This is a genomic window from Nonomuraea sp. NPDC026600, from assembly GCF_040638335.1.
Classification (GTDB): Bacteria; Actinomycetota; Actinomycetes; order Streptosporangiales; family Streptosporangiaceae; genus Nonomuraea.
On the sequence record NZ_JBEZYD010000031.1, the window covers coordinates 140,369 to 155,482 of the forward strand.

Genomic DNA, 15,114 nt, shown 5'->3' on the forward strand with positions numbered 1-15,114 from the left:
GCCCGCGATCCCGTGTGGGCGCCGGCGGCGCGGCTCACCACCGACCCAGCAGAGGGATCACGATGAGCGTCCCCCCGCGCTACCGGCACACCGGCCTGGTGATGGTGCGAGCGAGCACCGACCCGGGCGACCTCGATCTACCCACCCGCCTCAACCTGCGTGACCCCACCGCCGTCCAGCAGGAAGGCCGGGCGTGGCTGGCGAAGGTGTGGGCCCGCGGCGAGGTGCGCGAGGCCCTGCAGATGGCCAGTCCCGATCTCGGTGCCTGCGTTGATGACCTGCTCGGCTCTGCCACGGCGCCTGGTAGCGACGTGCGCCGCGCCGTCATGGCCACCGTTTCCTACCTGCTGCGTTGGCAGCGCCGCCCGACCCCGTTCGGGCTGTTCGCCGGAATCGCCACCGCCGCCATCGGGCCCGCCAGAGCCGACCTCGGTACCCAGCACCACGCGTACGCGCGAGTGAACGCCGACTGGGTCACCCACCTGACCGACCAGATCGAGCGGCATCAGAGCCTGCGGCCACGCCTGACGGTGATCGCCGACAGCTTTGGGATCGCCCGCGACGGCCGCTTCATCGTCGCCACCCGGACACAGGGCGACGGCCGGCTGCCGGGCCCCATGCGCGAGGTATCCGTGCGTCTGACCCGGCCCGTGCAGATCGCGCTCGCCGCGGCCGCCACACCCGTCCGGTTCGACCAGCTCGCCGCCGAGCTGACCGAGCGCTTCCCCGACACCTCACCGGAGAAGATTCTCGCCCTGCTGCACACGCTGGTGGATCAGCGCATTCTGATCACCAACCTGCGTCCGCCGATGACCGCCACCGACCCGCTGCAACACCTCATCGACGTCCTGCACGACGCGGGCGGCAGCAACCTGGCCGACGTCAAAGGGCTGCTGCGCCACCTCGAAGATACCCGCGACCTGCTGACGCACCACAACACAACCGCCCCAGAGCGAGCCGCCGCGCTCCGCACCGCGACCCGCGTGCAGATGGCCGCGCTCGCCCCCGGCGCCGGGCTGGTCACCGACGTGACTCTCGACGCCGCAATCGCCGTCCCCGAGGTCGTGCTGCAGGAGGCCGCCCGAGCCGCCACCGTCCTGCTGCGCCTGTCCACCGAGCCCTTCGGCCGCACAGCATGGATGGACTACCACGCCCGGTTCCTCACCCGCTACGGCCCCGGCGCCCTGGTTCCGGTGAAGGAGCTGGTGGCCGACTCCGGGCTCGGCTTCCCCGGCGGCTACCTAGGCGCACCCCGCGCACGACCGACCTGGCGCATGCTCACCGAGCGAGACACCGTCCTCCTGGCCCTCATCCAGGAAGCCGCCAGGACGGGAGCCGACGAGGTCACGCTCACGGAGGCGGACGTCGCCGCGCTGACCGTGGGCGACCACGACATCGTGGTGCTGCCACACCGGATCGAGCTCGGTGTCGCCCTGACCGCCACCTCCACCGAGGCTATTGATCGCGGAGAGTTCGACCTGCGCATCACCGCCAACCCGCGCGCTCACACCAGCATGACCGGGCGGTTCGCCTACCTGCTGGACAAGGACGACCGTGCCCGGCTGGCCGCCTCCTACGGCACCGGCCCCGAGCACATCGGCGACGACGCCGTGGCGGTGCAGCTTTCCTTCCCGCCTCGCCGCTCCCGCAACGAGAACCTCACGCGGGTCCCGCCGCTGATCCCCGACGTAGTGCATCTGGGCGAGCACCCCGGAAGCGGCGCGATCGGCGTCGACGACTTGGCGGTCACCGCCGACTCCGCCCACATGTACCTGGTACAGCGCTCCACCGGCCGGCGCGTCGTAGCCCGCATCCCCCATGCGCTGGACACCACCATCCAGACTCCGCCGCTGGCCCGGTTCCTCGCCGAGGCCGCCGACGCCCGCAGCGCCGTCTACAAGCCGTTCAACCACGGCGCCGCCCGCACCCTGCCGTACCTGCCGCGCATCCGATACCGGCGCACCATCATGGCTGCCGCCCGCTGGCTCCTCACAACGACCGCCCTACCCGGCGCCGGGCAGGATTGGGACGCGGCGCTGCAGGCGTGGCGACAGCGGTGGCGCATGCCGGCGCGTGTCCTGCTCTGCCACGAGGACCTGCGTCTCCCTCTCGACCTCGATCAGCCGATGGACCGCGCCGTGCTCCAGAGACGGTTGGAGCAGGCTGGACGGATCGAGCTGCAAGAAGACCACCCGGCGCACGGGCTGGACTGGATCGGCCGACCGGCCGAGCTGCTGATCCCGATGACCGCGGTCAACCCGCCGCCATGCCGCCTCCCGGCGACTGCGGCCCCGGGCGCCGCCGCGCTGATGTGCGCCCACCTGGTCGGCAACCCGGCGCGATTCGACGACATCCTGGCCCGACATCTGCCGCCCTTCGCCGACGAGCTCGCCGACCTGGTCACCTCCTGGTGGGTGCGCCGCCACCGCGACATGATCCAGCTCGACGCCGACCAGCATCTCGCAGTGTTCCTGCGCCTGGCTGGCCCCGACCAGTACGGGCCGGTCGCGGCACGCCTGGCCGCGTTCGCCGCCCGGCTGGAGGCGCTCGGCATGCCCGCGCAGCTCACCATCGCCACCCACCACGAACAGCCCGGCCGGTACGGCGAAGCCGCGGCGCTGGCGGCGGCCGAGCAGGCGTTCGCCGCCGACACCAAGGCCGCCATCGCGCAGATCACCGTAGCCGACACTGCCCGGCTGCCTGGCCAGGCACTCGCCGCCGCGTCCATGGCACACCTCGCCGCCACGTTCGCCCCCGACACCACCGCCGGCTACCGGGCGCTGCTCCGCTGCCTGGACCAGCAGACCGGCCCACTGGATCGCACCCTGCGCGACCACACGCTCCGCTGGGGCGACCCCGCCGACGACTACCAGGCAGTGCGCGCCATCCCGGGCGGCGAAACCGTCGCCGCCGCCTGGCGGACCCGAGACACGGCGATGACCGCCTACCACCGCGCCCTCGCCGAGCAGCGCGACCCGGCCACCGTGCTGCGAACCCTGCTGCATGACCACCACGTGCGCGCCCTCGGCGTCGACCCGGAATTCGAGAAGACCACAGGCCGCCTCGCCCGCGCGGCCGCCCTGCGCTGCCTCGCCCTGGCAGGTGCCCTGTGAACGGCCGCCCAGCCCCCGAACCGGTGGAACTCAGCGAACACGAGATAGCAAGCCAATCCCTCACCAAACCGACCGCCGCGAACGCGCTCCTGCACATCGAGCGCGCCCTCACCGGCACCGGAGACTGGGCGAACGCCCACGCGCACATCCAGCAGACCACCGCCGGACCCATCGACAGCGCACAGCACGCCGGGCTCTACTACGGGGCGCCGGCGATCGCGTTCGTCCTGCACGCCGCCAGCACGGGTAACCCCCGCTACCAGGCGGCGGCCCGCACCCTCGACAAGCACGTCGCGCGGCTGGCCCAACGCCGCCTGGCCACCGCCGCCGAACGGATGAGGGGACGAGCCCCCGCCGCGTTCGCCGAGTTCGACCTGTTCCGCGGACTGACCGGGCTCGGCGTGCTGCTACTCCTGCGGGCACCCGGCAGCGACCTACTCGGCGCCGTCCTGAACTACCTGACCTGGTTGACCAAACCGCGCCGCGTGGACGGCGTGGAGGTGCCGGGCTGGTGGGTCGACCACGACCCGGATCCGCTCATGCCGACTCCCGGCGGGCACGTCAATCTCGGCCTCGCGCACGGCGCGGCCGGGCCGCTCGCCCTGCTCTCTCTCGCCGCTCTGCGCGGCTGCAAGGTGCCCGGTCAAACCGGCGCGATCGAGACCTTGGGCGGCTGGTTCGACCGGTGGCGGCAAGACTCCGCAGACGGAACCTGGTGGCCGCAGTGGCTCACCCGCGAGGACCTCCGCATCGGCCACACCGCCCAGCCCGGTCCTGGTCGACCGTCGTGGTGCTACGGCACGGCCGGGATCGCCCGCGCCCAGCAACTCGCCGCCCTCGCCACCGACGACCCGGTCCGGCGCGGGATCGCCGAGAAGGCCATGGCCGAATGCCTGACCGACCAGCACCTCCAGAACATCACCGAGGCAGGGCTGTGCCATGGCATGGCCGGCGTGTATCAGACCGCCTACCGGGCCTCCCTCGACGCCGCGAACCCGGCGATCGGCCACCGGCTCCCCGTACTCGCAGCCGCGCTCACACAACACGCGGCGATCGGCCAAGACGACACCGAAGGGCTGCTGACCGGAGCCGCCGGGGTGGGCCTGGCCCTGGAAACCGCACAGCACAACACACCCCCGCGCTCTGGATGGGACGCATGCCTCCTCATTGCCTGACCACCGCCGCGCCGCGACGCCTCGCCGCTGGCGTCCTCGCCCTCCTCGCAGGGGCAGACCTGGACACCACCGCCGCCGACATCGGCGTGGACCCGGCCGACCTCGACGAAGCCGCCATCGTGTATCAGGCTGCCGGGCTCGCGGCGCTCGAACAACATGCAGAGGCTGGCTGGTACCAGCTACGCGTCCAGTTCCCCGACTGGGATACCGCCGAGCAGGTCGGCGCCGAGCTGCTCGGGCCGTGCCTGGAGCAGCTCCAGGCGGACGGCGCGATTTCCGGGTGGTGGTTTCTGCGTAAGCCCCCCGGCTGGCGGCTGCGCTTGCGTGACGCGGACATCCCAGCCATAGACCAGGTGCTCGATGAGCTAACCGCCGCCGGAGCGCTCACCCGCTGGTGGCCGACCGTGTACGAGCCTGAAACCGCCGCGTTCGGCGGCCCGGCCGGAGTACAAGCCGCGCATGACCTTTTCTACGCCGACAGCCGCGGCGTCCTCGACTACGCCCGCCAGAACACTCCCGACCTCGGCCGCCGTGAACTGTCCATCGTGCTGGTCAACGCCCTGCTACAGGAGGCGGGCCTGGACTGGTTCGAGCGCGGCGACGTCTTCGCCCGGGTGGCCGAAATACGGCCCGCACCCACCGAGACCAACACCACCCGCATCGAGAAGCTGACCGCCAACGTGCGCACGCTGCTGGCCCTACCCGCGAAGCCCGACAGCGAGCCGTTCGCCCCCGGCGGGCACGCCGCGTTCGCCGCGCCGTGGCTCACCGCGTGGCAGGCCGCTGGCAACCAGCTCGGCCGGGCCGCCGCCGAAGGCCGCCTCGACCGCGGGCTGCGCGCGCTCCTCACCCACATCGTGATCTTCCACTGGAACCGGCTCGGCCTGTCGGCCACCACGCAAGGCATCCTCTCCCGCGCGGCCACGGCCGCCTTCCTGCCCGAGAGCTGACCATGGACCCCACCACGCTGCGCGCCGCCGTCCGCCGCTTCCCTCTCGTTGGCCTCGCCCGGCCCGGCCACCCGCCGCTTCCCAAACGGGTCAACGAGATCGCCGACATCGCCGAAACCGCCGCCCGCCAAGGCGCTGACGCCCTGCACGAGGGGGCACACGCACTGAATAAGGCCGCGCTGCTGGCCAGCGACTGCGGCCTACCGGACCTGGCCCGTGACCTGTGCTGGCAGCACATCAACATTTACCGTGGGGCCGGTCACCCGCTGACCGTGCTCCAGGCCCGGTACATGCTCGAACCCGCCCTCAACCTCGCCCGGCTCCAGATCCGCGCCGACGCCGGGCAGCACGCGCTACGGCTGCTGGACGCGATGTACCAGGCAGTCACGCACGGCACCGACCTGGCGATCGAGGACCGCACCCTGCCGCTGACCAACCTCGCCGGCACTCCGAAGGAGCACCACAAGCTACGCGAATGGATCTGGCTGCAGTACCTCGCGGACGGCATCCGCGCCCTCGCCCTCGCCGACCGCTGGGACGAGGCGGTCACACACGCCAAAGCGCACCAAGGCATCGGCCTGCACCTTATGGAAGGACGGCAAGCCGCGATCATCGCCCACTGCCTGCGTGGCACGCTGGGAGCGGCGCGGGCCCTACTCGACGAGAGCACGACCACGGAGCCGTGGGAGCAACAGGTGGCTTCCTGCCTGCGCGTGCTGTGCGCGGAGCCGGACGGAGCAGCGGCAAGCCGGAACACGGCGGCAATGGTCGAACAGTTTCTCGGGCACGGGCCGATGCCCGGCTACGCGGTCTTCCGGACCCGGTTCGGGCTGACCGTCGCCACCCTCGCCGACACCACCGAGGCCGCCAACCGCGTTCACGGTCAACTGACCGCCGAGGTGATCGAGTCCGGAGACGGGTACGCCGCGCGCGACATGCTCAGGCGCCGCCCCTTGGACGGGGTGTCGGATGCGCGCCGCCAGGCGCTGACCGACCTGGTGGAGTCCTCCGGCCTGGGCGCAGGGGCGCTGCCGGCGCCGCTGCTCGATTCGCTCACGTACTCGGTGAAGACGGCGAGCGAGGCGCTGGCCATGGCCGTGTGACTCATCGGTGGCCGGGGGGACGCCGGTCGCCCTGGGCCCCGGGCTGGAGCTGTCACGCCGATGAGCACCGCCCCGCCGTCCCTCCTCGACTCACCTGCCATGGCCCCGTCGGTCACGTCCGTCCCGGCTACCGTGGAGTGCCATGCAGATGAACCGAGTCGCCATCGTCGGATCCTGCGGGAGCGGCAAGTCTCACGTGGCCCGCGAACTCGGCCGGCTGCTGGATGCACCGGTCACCCATCTGGACGCGGTCTACTTCGACGACGAGTGGAACCCGCTCCCGCCCGAGAAGTTCGAGGCCGCCCAGCGAGAGCTGGTCGCGGCCCCGCGCTGGGTCATCGACGGCAACTACAACTCCTCGCTGCACGTCCGGCTCCAGGCGTGCGACACCGTGGTGATGATGGACGTGCCCACCTGGGCCGCCCTGTGGGGAGTCTTCTCCCGTCAGCTCCGGCATGGCGCCGGCCAGCACACCTCCGGCGTCTACAACCGCATCCGCTGGGGCGTGCTCACCTATGTGGCCACCTACCGGAGACGCATGCGGCCCAAAGTGCTGGTAAAGATCAACGAGCTGGCCGCGGACAAGCGTGTTCTTCCTCACCGGCCGCGCCGAGACGCGCCGCTGGCTGGAGCAGGTAGCCGCCAGCCGCTGGCCCGTCATGGCGGCATGGACGGGCGGCGCCCATGATGTCGGCAGACAACGCCTTCGCCGAGTGGGAGATGCGCCTCGCCGAGCGAGACGGCGAATTGCCGAGACACCTCTCAAACCGCGAGCGCGAGGCACAGCCAGCGCGAGCGAGGAAGTCCGGCTGTGGTCTTCGTAGGACGCCTCACCCGGAGCGGGTGGCCTGATGCTGTCGCCAGCGGTCGAGGAGGGTGGGGATCTCGTTGAGCATGAACTGGTAGAAGTCATGCATCTGCCTCAGCCGGTCGTGGGCGGGATCGTCAGGCGTTGTGGCGGCGATCCCGGTTTCAGCGGCTTGGAGCATGAGCTGGATGACGGTGTTCTGGCTGGTGAACAGGGTGGCCCAGGCGTCTTCGCGTAGTCGGTAGTGCTCGCGGCGGCTGCCGGGCGCGGGCAGGCGTTCGATCAGGCCGACCGCCAGCAGGGATTTGACCGAGCCGGAGACCGAGCCGGCGCTGACGCCGAGCTGGTCGGCGATGTCGCCCATGGTGACCGTCTGCTGGTCGGTGAACAGGAACACCGCCAGCGTCCGGGCGGCCATGCGCTGCAAGCCGCCTTCGGTCAACGTGAGGGCCAGCCGTTCGGCGGCCTGCCACTGCTCGTTGCTGTCGTTCACGCCTCACCTCCGATGCGTGACAGACTATCGAACCTCAATGGACTTCAGAAATTTCTGAAGATTCGCTATATTGCTGGCATCGGCTCCATTTCGGAGATTCGATGGTGTGCCGGGAAGCCTGGTCGGCGACGTGAGGACTCTCACGTCTCGACGAGGAGATGATCCCGATGACCTTGCTCAGCCGTGTGTACGGCGTGCGTCCCGCAGTGCGGCACCCGGTGCGGGTGCAGCGCGACATCGTGATCCCGGCTGCGGACGGGGCGCGTCTGCTGGCCACCCGCCACTACCCTGCCGACCTGGAGCGGCCCCCGCTGATCTTGCTGCGCAGCCCGTACGGCCGCGGCAACGCGCTGGACCAGCTGCCGAACCTGCTGGCCGAGCGCGGCTACCAGGTGCTGTATCAGAGCCTGCGCGGCACGGCCGGCTCCGGCGGCCGCTTCGACGGGTTCGTCATCGACCCCGCCGACGCCGACGGCACAGTGAGCTGGCTGCGTGCTCAGCCGTGGTTCGGCGGCGAGCTGGCCACGTGGGGCGCCAGCTACCTCGGCCTCGCCCAGTGGGAGCTGGCCGCCCGCCACATCCCGGAATGGAAGATCGCGCTCATCCAGGACGCGCCATCGGAGTTCGCTCGCGGCTTCATGTACCCCGGAGGAGCCTTCGCGACGGGTAACGCGCTCGGCTGGGTGCAGCTGGTGGAGCGGATGTTGCTCGGCGGCTACGGCATCACCCGCCAAATGGCCGGGCTGGTCGGTGCCGCGCGGCGGCTGTCGCGTGCCACGCTCGCCCTCCCGCTGCAGGAAGCCGATCAGGCGCTGACCGGGCACCCCGTGCCCTGGTTCCGGCACTGGGTCCGCCACGGTCCCGGCGAGAAGTACTGGGCCAGCACCGACCACCGCCCCAACCTCGAGCGCATGCCGCCGGTGGTGCACCTGCAGGGCGGCTGGCACGACTTCTTCCTGCCGGGGATGCTGGCCGACTACGCCGCCCTGGTCGCCGCAGGGCGTCAGGTGCGGCTACTGGTCGGACCGTGGGGGCACGGCCGCGGCCTCTACACCCGCGAAGGGCTGACCGACGCGCTCGCCATGCTGGATGCCGCGCTGCTCAGGCGGCAGGCGCCCGCTGGTGTGCGGCTGTTCGTTACCGGCGCTGGCCGCTGGATCGACGTGCCTGCCTGGCCGCCCGCGCACGAGGCGACGCCCTGGTTCCTGCGCCCGGACGGCGGGCTCAGCCGCACCCCGAACGACGGCCAGAGCTCTCCCAGCCGCTACCGCTATGACCCCGCTGACCCGACCCCAACCGTCGGCGGCACGCAGGTGGGTCTGACAGCCGGGGCGAAGGACAACCGGCCCATCGAAGCCAGAGCCGACGTACTCACCTTCACCACCGTGCCCCTGGCCGAAGACGTCGAGGCCGTCGGCCCGGTCCGCGTCCGTCTGCACGCCCGCTCGGCCAACCCGCACGTCGACTACTTCGCCCGGTTGTGCGACGTGGACTCACGCGGCCGATCGGTCAACGTGTGCGACGGCATCGTCCGGCTGCACAACCCCGGCGACGTCCGGGTGGCCGACATCGCCCTGTGGCCGATGGCCCACCGCTTCAAGCGCGGCCACCGCATCCGGCTGCAGGTCTCCAGCGGCGCCCACCCACGCTTCGGCCGTAACCCCGGCACCGGCGAACCGCTCGCCACCGGTACAAGCCTGCGCCCCTCGAAACACGAAATCTTCCACGACCACAGCCACCCGTCAGCCCTCTGGCTGCCCCTCACCTCAGGAGCATCATGAAAGTCCTCGTCCTCGGCGGCACCCACCACGTGGGCCGCGCCCTCGTGGAGACCGCGCTGGAGCGCGGCGATGAGGTGAGCACGCTCAACCGCGGCCTCAGCCGTGACCCCGCCCCCGGGGTGCGGGCGCTGATCGCCGACCGCACCGACCCCGGATCCGTCCGGCGGGCACTGGGCTCGTCCGAATGGGACGCCGTCATTGACACCTGGGCCTGGGCGCCACGTGTGGTGCGCGACAGCGCCCGCCTGCTGGTCGATCGGGCAGGGCACTACGGGTACGTCTCCAGCCGCGGCGTGCACCGCTGGCCCTGGCCACCGGGTGCCGACGAGCAGGCGCCCCTGGTCGACGGCGACCCCGGTAGCACCGACGACGCCGACTACGCCGCCGCCAAGCGCGGCGGCGAGCTCGCCGTCACCGAATCCTTCCCCCGGACGGCGTTGCTGGCCAGGGCCGGGATGATCCTCGGCCCATACGAGGACGTCGGCCGCATCCCCTGGTGGCTACGCCGTTTGGCGAAGGGCGGCCGGGTCCTGGCCCCCGCCCCGCCCGAGACGCCGTTGCAGTACCTCGACGTCCGGGACCTGGCCACCTGGATGCTCCAAGCCGCCGAACGCGGCCTGAGCGGCGCCTTTACCGTGACCGGCCCGCCTGGCGCGATCACCCTCGGCGAGCTGCTCACCACGGCGCTGGAGGTCACCGGCTTCGACACCGAACTGGTGTGGGCGCCGCCGGAACTGCTCATGCGGCATGGCCTGCCGCTCGGCATGGAGTTCGGGCTGCGGCTGCCCGATGGCAGCGCGCCGAGCGGCATGCACGACGCCGACGTCAGCGCCGCCCTGGCCGAAGGCCTCACCGCGCGCCCGCTGCGCGCCACCCTCGCCGACACCTGGGCCTGGCTGCAGGCCGAAGGCGACCCGGCCCCCCGCGCGGATGCGCCCTCCCCCGACACCTGGCTGGATGCCACCGCCGAACAGCGGCTGCTCGACCAGCTCTCCTACTAAAGAAGAAGGCACCACCTCATCATGCGCGCCATCATCATCGGAGCCGGCATCGCCGGCCTCGCCGCCGCCCTGCGCCTGCACCAGATCGGCTGGGACACCCTCATCGTCGAACGCGCCCCCGCCCGCCGCGGCGGCGGCTACGCCGTCACCTTCGGCGGCATCGGCTACGACGCCGCCGAACACATGGGCATCCTGAACCCCCTGCTCAACAAGGGCTTCACCACCAACGAACTCGTCTACCACAAGGGCGACGGCTCCCGCCGTTTCTCCCTTGACCGCGCCACCATCGCCGCCACCACCGGGCCACGCTCGATCACCATCCTGCGCGGCGATCTGGAAACCGTCCTGTATGAGGAGGTACGCGATCACACCGAGATCCGCTTCGGCGCCACCCTCACCGCCGTCGACCAGGACAAGCACGCCGTCCGCGTGACCTTGACCGACGGCACCATCGAAGCCGCCGACCTGCTGATCGGCGCCGACGGTCTGCACTCGGCCACCCGCGCCCTGCTGTTCGGCCCGGAAGAGGACTTCCTGCTCGACCTGGACCACAAGGTCGCCGTCTACATGCTCGACCGTCGGCCCGCCACCATCGCGCCCGGCGCCACCGGCACCCTGTCATCCGGCGGCCGCACCGCCGCGGTCATCAGCATTCCCGACGGCCGCAACGTCGCCTTCTTCGGCTACCGCACCAGCCACGCCCGGCCAGGCGAGGACGTGGCCACCGAACTGCGGCGCATCTATGGCGACCTCGGCTGGGTCATCCCCGAAGCCCTCGCCGGACTCCAGCGAACCGAGTCGGTCTACTTCGACACCATCAGCCAGGTCGTCGCACCGTCCTGGAGCAAAGGCCGCGTGGTGCTGCTCGGCGACGCCGCCTGGTGCGTCACCCTGTTCGCCGGCTACGGCTCAGCGCTGGCCGTCGGCGGCGCCGACCGGCTCGGCACCGAACTGGCCGCCCACCCCGGCGACATCCCCGCAGCACTGGCCGCATGGGAGGCCGCCATCCGGCCCGAAGCCGAACGCAAACAGAAGCTCGGCCGCCGGGTCAAAGGCGTCTACGCCCCCGCCAACCCGCTGCTGCTGTGGCTGACCCAACTCCCGCTGCGCCTGGCCGCGCTCCCGCCGGTGCGCCGATACATGACCCGCCGCTTCATCAAGGGCTGAGTGAAGGGTCGGCGACGACCACTGTGCCCGGGGCCCGCATCGGGCGACCCCGGCTCAGTGGCGCCTGGTCGGCGATGGCAGGTGCGGCGGCTGCCATCGCCAGGTCGGGTTGGCGTCGGCGGTGATGCCTTTGCGCCACAGCGGGGCGGGCATCAGCCGGATCATGGCGACCAGCGCCCGGTACGCGGCCGCCGACGTGGTGCGGCGACCATCGGCGCGGGCGCCGCGAGCGGTGGCCTGGGTGCGCGGGCGGCGCTCGGCGTCGTATCGGCGCAGCGCGGCCTCCACCTCGGACTCACCGCCAGACTCCCCACCCGACCCACCGCCGCCCTCGTCGGCGGGCTCGTCGGCGAGGGCCGCGGCGAGCACGACGGCGTCTTCGATGGATTGCCCGGCGCCTTGGCCGCGATCCGGGCTCATCGCGTGCGCGGCATCGCCGAGCAGCACCGCCCGGCCGCGAACGTAGGTGGGCAGTGGATCCAGATCGCAGATGTCGATATGGATCACCGCCTGCCCGGGGGTGGCCGCGATCAGCGCCGGGATCGGCGCGTGCCAGCCGGAGAGGCGGCGGGCCGCCTCGCTCTTCTCCCCCGGGTAGCGGACGCCGGCCTGGTCGGCGGTGGTCACGTAGGCCCAGTAGGCGCGGTCGCGGCTGATCGGATGGATCAGGAAGTAGCCGCCGGGGCCCATGGTGACGCTGCCGGACAGTCCGTCGGCGTCCGCAAAGGCGCCGGTGCCGGCCTCGGCGATGCCCAGCCAGGCGGTGCGGCCCAGAAAACGCGGCGGCGGCGCGTCCGGCCACAACAGCCGGCGCACCGTGCTGCGGATGCCGTCGGCGCCGATCACCAGGTCGGCGCCGGCCTCGCCGCCGCTCCACGTCACCGTCACCGCGCCGGAGTCGTGCTGGATGCCGGTGACCTCCGCCCCGGTGCGCACCCATCCGGCGGGCACCGCTTCCAGCAGCACCCGGTGCAGGTCCGCGCGGTGGAAGGCGGTCAACGGGGTCGCATCGCCGGGTCGGGCGCGTTGCAGGTAGCGGCCGTCCGGCAGACGCAGGTTGCCGGCCGAATAGGTGGGCACCCCGGCCGCGCGCGCCTGCTCACCCACGCCGAGCTCGGCCAGCGCACGCAGGGCGTTCGGGGCCTGGGACATGCCGGCGCCGATCTCGCCAAGTTCGGCCGCCCGCTCCAGCACGACGGCCTGCCAGCCGATCCGACGCAAGGCCACGGCGGCAGCCAGCCCGCCGATGCCGCCGCCGACCACGATCGCCCGACCGGTCACGGTGTCTCCTCATCGTCAAGATCGCCTGCGGGCTCGTCGCCGGCATGGTCGTTGTCAGGGCCTGCGTTGGTGGGGTTCGGGTTGGCGGGGTCGGGGTGCAGTGGCGGCGCGCCCTTGAACACCCCTGCCATCCATTCGAAGGTGGTGTGCGCCTGGCGGATGCGCGCGGCCCTTCCGTCGTCCGGGCCGACCAGGTCCAGGCCGTCGCGGGTGATGTCGAGGAAGGAGGTGATGCCGGCGATCTGCTGGCGGGCCACCACCGCCCAGGCGTCCTCGGCCATCCGGTAGTAGACCGTCCGCTCGCCCGGCCTCGTGCGCCAGGCCAGGAAACCCATGCCGGTCAGCAGCCGCAGGTTAGAGGTCAGCGAGGCGCGGCTGGCGCCGATCGCCGCGCTGATCTGCCCCGCCGACTGCTCCGGCGGGTCGCACACCATCAGCCAGCCCAGCACCCGCCCGGCGATCGGCGGCACCCCATCGCGGGCCAGATACATGGCCACCCGCTCCACCCACTCCAGCAACGGTTCCTGCTCGGTCACGCCGGATCCCCTCCCCTTGCAGTTGTTTCAGTATGCGCTAAAGTTGCTGTATCAGGATACGCCCCGGCCGGGGCGTGCTGTGGGAGAGCCGGGAAGTCTGGTCGGCCCGCGACGATCCGTCGCGGAGAAACAGGAGGACGTTCCCGATGACTTCTCGCACCCTGTCGGCGCAGCTCGGCAGCGGCATCGCCGCCGGTGTTCTGGTGCCGGCGCTGCTGTGGGCCGACGGCGCCACCCGGCCCGGCTACAGCCTGTGGCACCACGGCGCCAGCCAGCTCGGCACCGGCGAACGCGCCTGGCTGCAGACGATCAACTTCGTGCTCGGTGGGCTGCTGCTGGCCGCCTTCGCCGCCGGGGTGCGCCGCGCCCTGCGATCCGGGCGCGGTGCGACCTGGGGGCCGATCCTGCTCGCGGCCACGGCGGCGGGCCTGGTCGTGGCCGGGCTGGTGCCCACCGATCCCGCGCTGGGCTACCCGCCCGGCCAGCCGCACATCGTCACCACCGCCGGCGTCGTCCACCAGGTGGCCGGCTTCCTGCTGTTCGCCGGGCTCAGCGCCGCCGCGTACGTGCTGGCCGGACGCCTGGGCCAGACGAGCCGCCGCTGGGCCGTCTACTCCCGGCTGTCCGGCACCCTCATCATCGTCTTCGCCTTCGCCGCCGGCATCGCCTACCGCCTGGACACCCAGGGCATCTGGCGACCGGCCCCCGCGGGCCTGCTCGAACACCTGTCCCTGCTGGCCGGGTTCTGCTGGGCCGCGGCCCTGGCCGTGCACCTGCTCCGCCGCCACGCCGGCGGCCGCCGCACGAGCACCCCTTCTCCGGCGGCGCGCGACACCGATGCTCACCGATGACCGCGGCCGCACCTGTCGCGTGCGGCCGTCTGACCACGCCGTCGCCGACCGCACGCGCCCACACGCGGTGGCAGGAGAAGAGCCGCTACACGCCGGGCCTCGGCTCCGGCCACCCCGCCCGGTTTCGCCGGCGCAGCATGTCTTGACCAGCAGCCGGGCACATCGGGATCGTGGTCATATTCCAACGAGACTTCTCGATAGGCGCTGAGCCGCAGGTCAGCGGGGTTCGTCTCGGGGGGTCCAGCCGTGTTTGGTGATGAGCTTGGCCAGGGCGTGGCGGAATTGGTTGATGCGGTCGGCCGCGTCGGGTCCGCGGATGCCGATGGTGGTGTTAGTGGCGTGGCGTGGCGTGGTAGGCGGTCTGGCGTCCTTCCGCAGCGGTGCGGGCGGCGGCGTGGATGCGGTCGCGCAGCGCGATGAGCTTGCGTGGATCGCTGTGCTCAAGGCTGTCGATGGTGACAGGAACGGGCCGCACTTGGTGGGCGGTCCTTCGGGCAGCCCGGCTTCGAGGGCTTTGCGGATCTTGGCCCTGTCGTCGCTGGTCATGGGACGTCGTCCGAGCCTGTCCGGCCAGCCGTCGGGACGGACAGGCACGGTGTGGGTGGTCATCAGCTCGCCCATGGCGGAGGTTCCTCCCTGGTGGACGGAGAGCCCGGGTTGGGCACGGGAGCTGACGGTAGGCCGGCGGGGCGACGGGCGAGGCTGGAGGCGGGCCGCGGCGGCGCACCAGGGCGCCATACGCCGCCTGCACAGGAGGTTTCCGCAGGTCGTGTGCCACGAACGCTGAAGGAGGCGTTGATGTAAGAGCTTCTGGAAGCGGTGCTGTGCAAGAGATGGAGGTAGGTCCTCCGGGAT

At 71.8% G+C, this 15,114-nt stretch carries 13 protein-coding genes; 9 read left to right on the plus strand and 4 right to left on the minus strand.

All coding sequences use genetic code 11. The annotated features are described in order from the left end of the window. The first annotated feature begins 62 nt into the window (after positions 1 to 62). From AB0F17_RS47530 to AB0F17_RS47550, 5 genes are all read left to right on the plus strand, one after another. Positions 63 to 3,113, plus strand: a complete 3,051-nt coding sequence (locus AB0F17_RS47530; protein WP_358037519.1) for a lantibiotic dehydratase — start codon at positions 63 to 65, stop codon at positions 3,111 to 3,113. Continuing rightward, positions 3,110 to 4,288, plus strand: coding sequence for a lanthionine synthetase C family protein (locus AB0F17_RS47535; RefSeq protein ID WP_358037522.1), 1,179 nt, complete (start codon positions 3,110 to 3,112; stop codon positions 4,286 to 4,288). Before AB0F17_RS47530 ends, AB0F17_RS47535 begins: the two co-directional genes overlap by 4 nt. Then, positions 4,270 to 5,238 (plus strand): thiopeptide-type bacteriocin biosynthesis protein, encoded by a 969-nt coding sequence (locus AB0F17_RS47540; protein ID WP_358037525.1) that lies wholly within the window; start codon positions 4,270 to 4,272, stop codon positions 5,236 to 5,238. Before AB0F17_RS47535 ends, AB0F17_RS47540 begins: the two co-directional genes overlap by 19 nt. Before the next feature lie 2 nt (positions 5,239 to 5,240). Beyond that, on the plus strand, positions 5,241 to 6,341 hold the full coding sequence (locus AB0F17_RS47545) for a hypothetical protein (protein ID WP_358037528.1): 1,101 nt from the start codon (positions 5,241 to 5,243) through the stop codon (positions 6,339 to 6,341). 142 nt (positions 6,342 to 6,483) lie between these two features. After that, positions 6,484 to 7,029 (plus strand): topology modulation protein, encoded by a 546-nt coding sequence (locus tag AB0F17_RS47550; protein WP_358037531.1) that lies wholly within the window; start codon positions 6,484 to 6,486, stop codon positions 7,027 to 7,029. Positions 7,030 to 7,171: 142 nt separating this feature from the next. Here the strand turns inward: AB0F17_RS47550 and AB0F17_RS47555 are convergent, their stop codons facing one another. After that, a complete protein-coding gene (locus AB0F17_RS47555; protein ID WP_358037534.1) occupies positions 7,172 to 7,642 on the minus strand; it encodes a MarR family transcriptional regulator in 471 nt (156 codons plus the stop codon). A 167-nt stretch (positions 7,643 to 7,809) separates the two neighbouring features. Between AB0F17_RS47555 and AB0F17_RS47560 the strand changes: the two genes are divergently transcribed. The 3 genes from AB0F17_RS47560 to AB0F17_RS47570 are packed head-to-tail and all read left to right on the plus strand — an operon-like array spanning position 7,810 to position 11,591. Continuing rightward, positions 7,810 to 9,423, plus strand: a complete 1,614-nt coding sequence (locus tag AB0F17_RS47560) for a CocE/NonD family hydrolase (RefSeq protein ID WP_358037537.1) — start codon at positions 7,810 to 7,812, stop codon at positions 9,421 to 9,423. After that, positions 9,420 to 10,424: an NAD-dependent epimerase/dehydratase family protein gene (locus AB0F17_RS47565; RefSeq protein WP_358037540.1), complete on the plus strand. Its 1,005-nt coding sequence runs from the start codon at positions 9,420 to 9,422 to the stop codon at positions 10,422 to 10,424. Before AB0F17_RS47560 ends, AB0F17_RS47565 begins: the two co-directional genes overlap by 4 nt. Positions 10,425 to 10,445: 21 nt before the next feature. Then, positions 10,446 to 11,591: an FAD-dependent monooxygenase gene (locus AB0F17_RS47570; RefSeq protein WP_358037543.1), complete on the plus strand. Its 1,146-nt coding sequence runs from the start codon at positions 10,446 to 10,448 to the stop codon at positions 11,589 to 11,591. Between the two features lie 54 nt (positions 11,592 to 11,645). On the opposite strand, the gene AB0F17_RS47575 is transcribed toward AB0F17_RS47570, so the two are convergent. After that, complete coding sequence (locus tag AB0F17_RS47575; RefSeq protein ID WP_358037546.1) at positions 11,646 to 12,872, minus strand: FAD-dependent monooxygenase; 1,227 nt, start codon at positions 12,870 to 12,872, stop codon at positions 11,646 to 11,648. Continuing rightward, complete coding sequence (locus AB0F17_RS47580) at positions 12,869 to 13,408, minus strand: transcriptional regulator (RefSeq protein ID WP_358037549.1); 540 nt, start codon at positions 13,406 to 13,408, stop codon at positions 12,869 to 12,871. The genes AB0F17_RS47575 and AB0F17_RS47580 overlap by 4 nt, the downstream gene beginning before the upstream one ends. Before the next feature lie 146 nt (positions 13,409 to 13,554). On the opposite strand from AB0F17_RS47580, the gene AB0F17_RS47585 reads away from it, so the two are divergent. Then, positions 13,555 to 14,259, plus strand: a complete 705-nt coding sequence (locus tag AB0F17_RS47585) for a DUF998 domain-containing protein (RefSeq protein ID WP_358037552.1) — start codon at positions 13,555 to 13,557, stop codon at positions 14,257 to 14,259. 331 nt (positions 14,260 to 14,590) lie between these two features. Here the strand turns inward: AB0F17_RS47585 and AB0F17_RS47590 are convergent, their stop codons facing one another. After that, the gene (locus AB0F17_RS47590; protein ID WP_358037555.1) at positions 14,591 to 14,734 is read right to left on the minus strand and encodes a hypothetical protein; all 144 of its coding nucleotides are present in this window, start codon (positions 14,732 to 14,734) and stop codon (positions 14,591 to 14,593) included. Between the last annotated feature and the right edge of the window lie 380 nt (positions 14,735 to 15,114).

Bases quoted from the DNA above. Each gene is read 5' to 3' on its own strand.
- AB0F17_RS47545 (WP_358037528.1), top strand. From the start codon at position 5,241: ATGGACCCCACCACGCTGCGCGCCGCCGTCCGCCGCTTCCCTCTCGTT.
- AB0F17_RS47570 (WP_358037543.1), top strand. From the start codon at position 10,446: ATGCGCGCCATCATCATCGGAGCCGGCATCGCCGGCCTCGCCGCCGCC.
- AB0F17_RS47565 (WP_358037540.1), top strand. From the start codon at position 9,420: ATGAAAGTCCTCGTCCTCGGCGGCACCCACCACGTGGGCCGCGCCCTC.
- AB0F17_RS47530 (WP_358037519.1), top strand. From the start codon at position 63: ATGAGCGTCCCCCCGCGCTACCGGCACACCGGCCTGGTGATGGTGCGA.
- AB0F17_RS47585 (WP_358037552.1), top strand. From the start codon at position 13,555: ATGACTTCTCGCACCCTGTCGGCGCAGCTCGGCAGCGGCATCGCCGCC.
- AB0F17_RS47550 (WP_358037531.1), top strand. From the start codon at position 6,484: ATGCAGATGAACCGAGTCGCCATCGTCGGATCCTGCGGGAGCGGCAAG.
- AB0F17_RS47540 (WP_358037525.1), top strand. From the start codon at position 4,270: ATGCCTCCTCATTGCCTGACCACCGCCGCGCCGCGACGCCTCGCCGCT.
- AB0F17_RS47560 (WP_358037537.1), top strand. From the start codon at position 7,810: ATGACCTTGCTCAGCCGTGTGTACGGCGTGCGTCCCGCAGTGCGGCAC.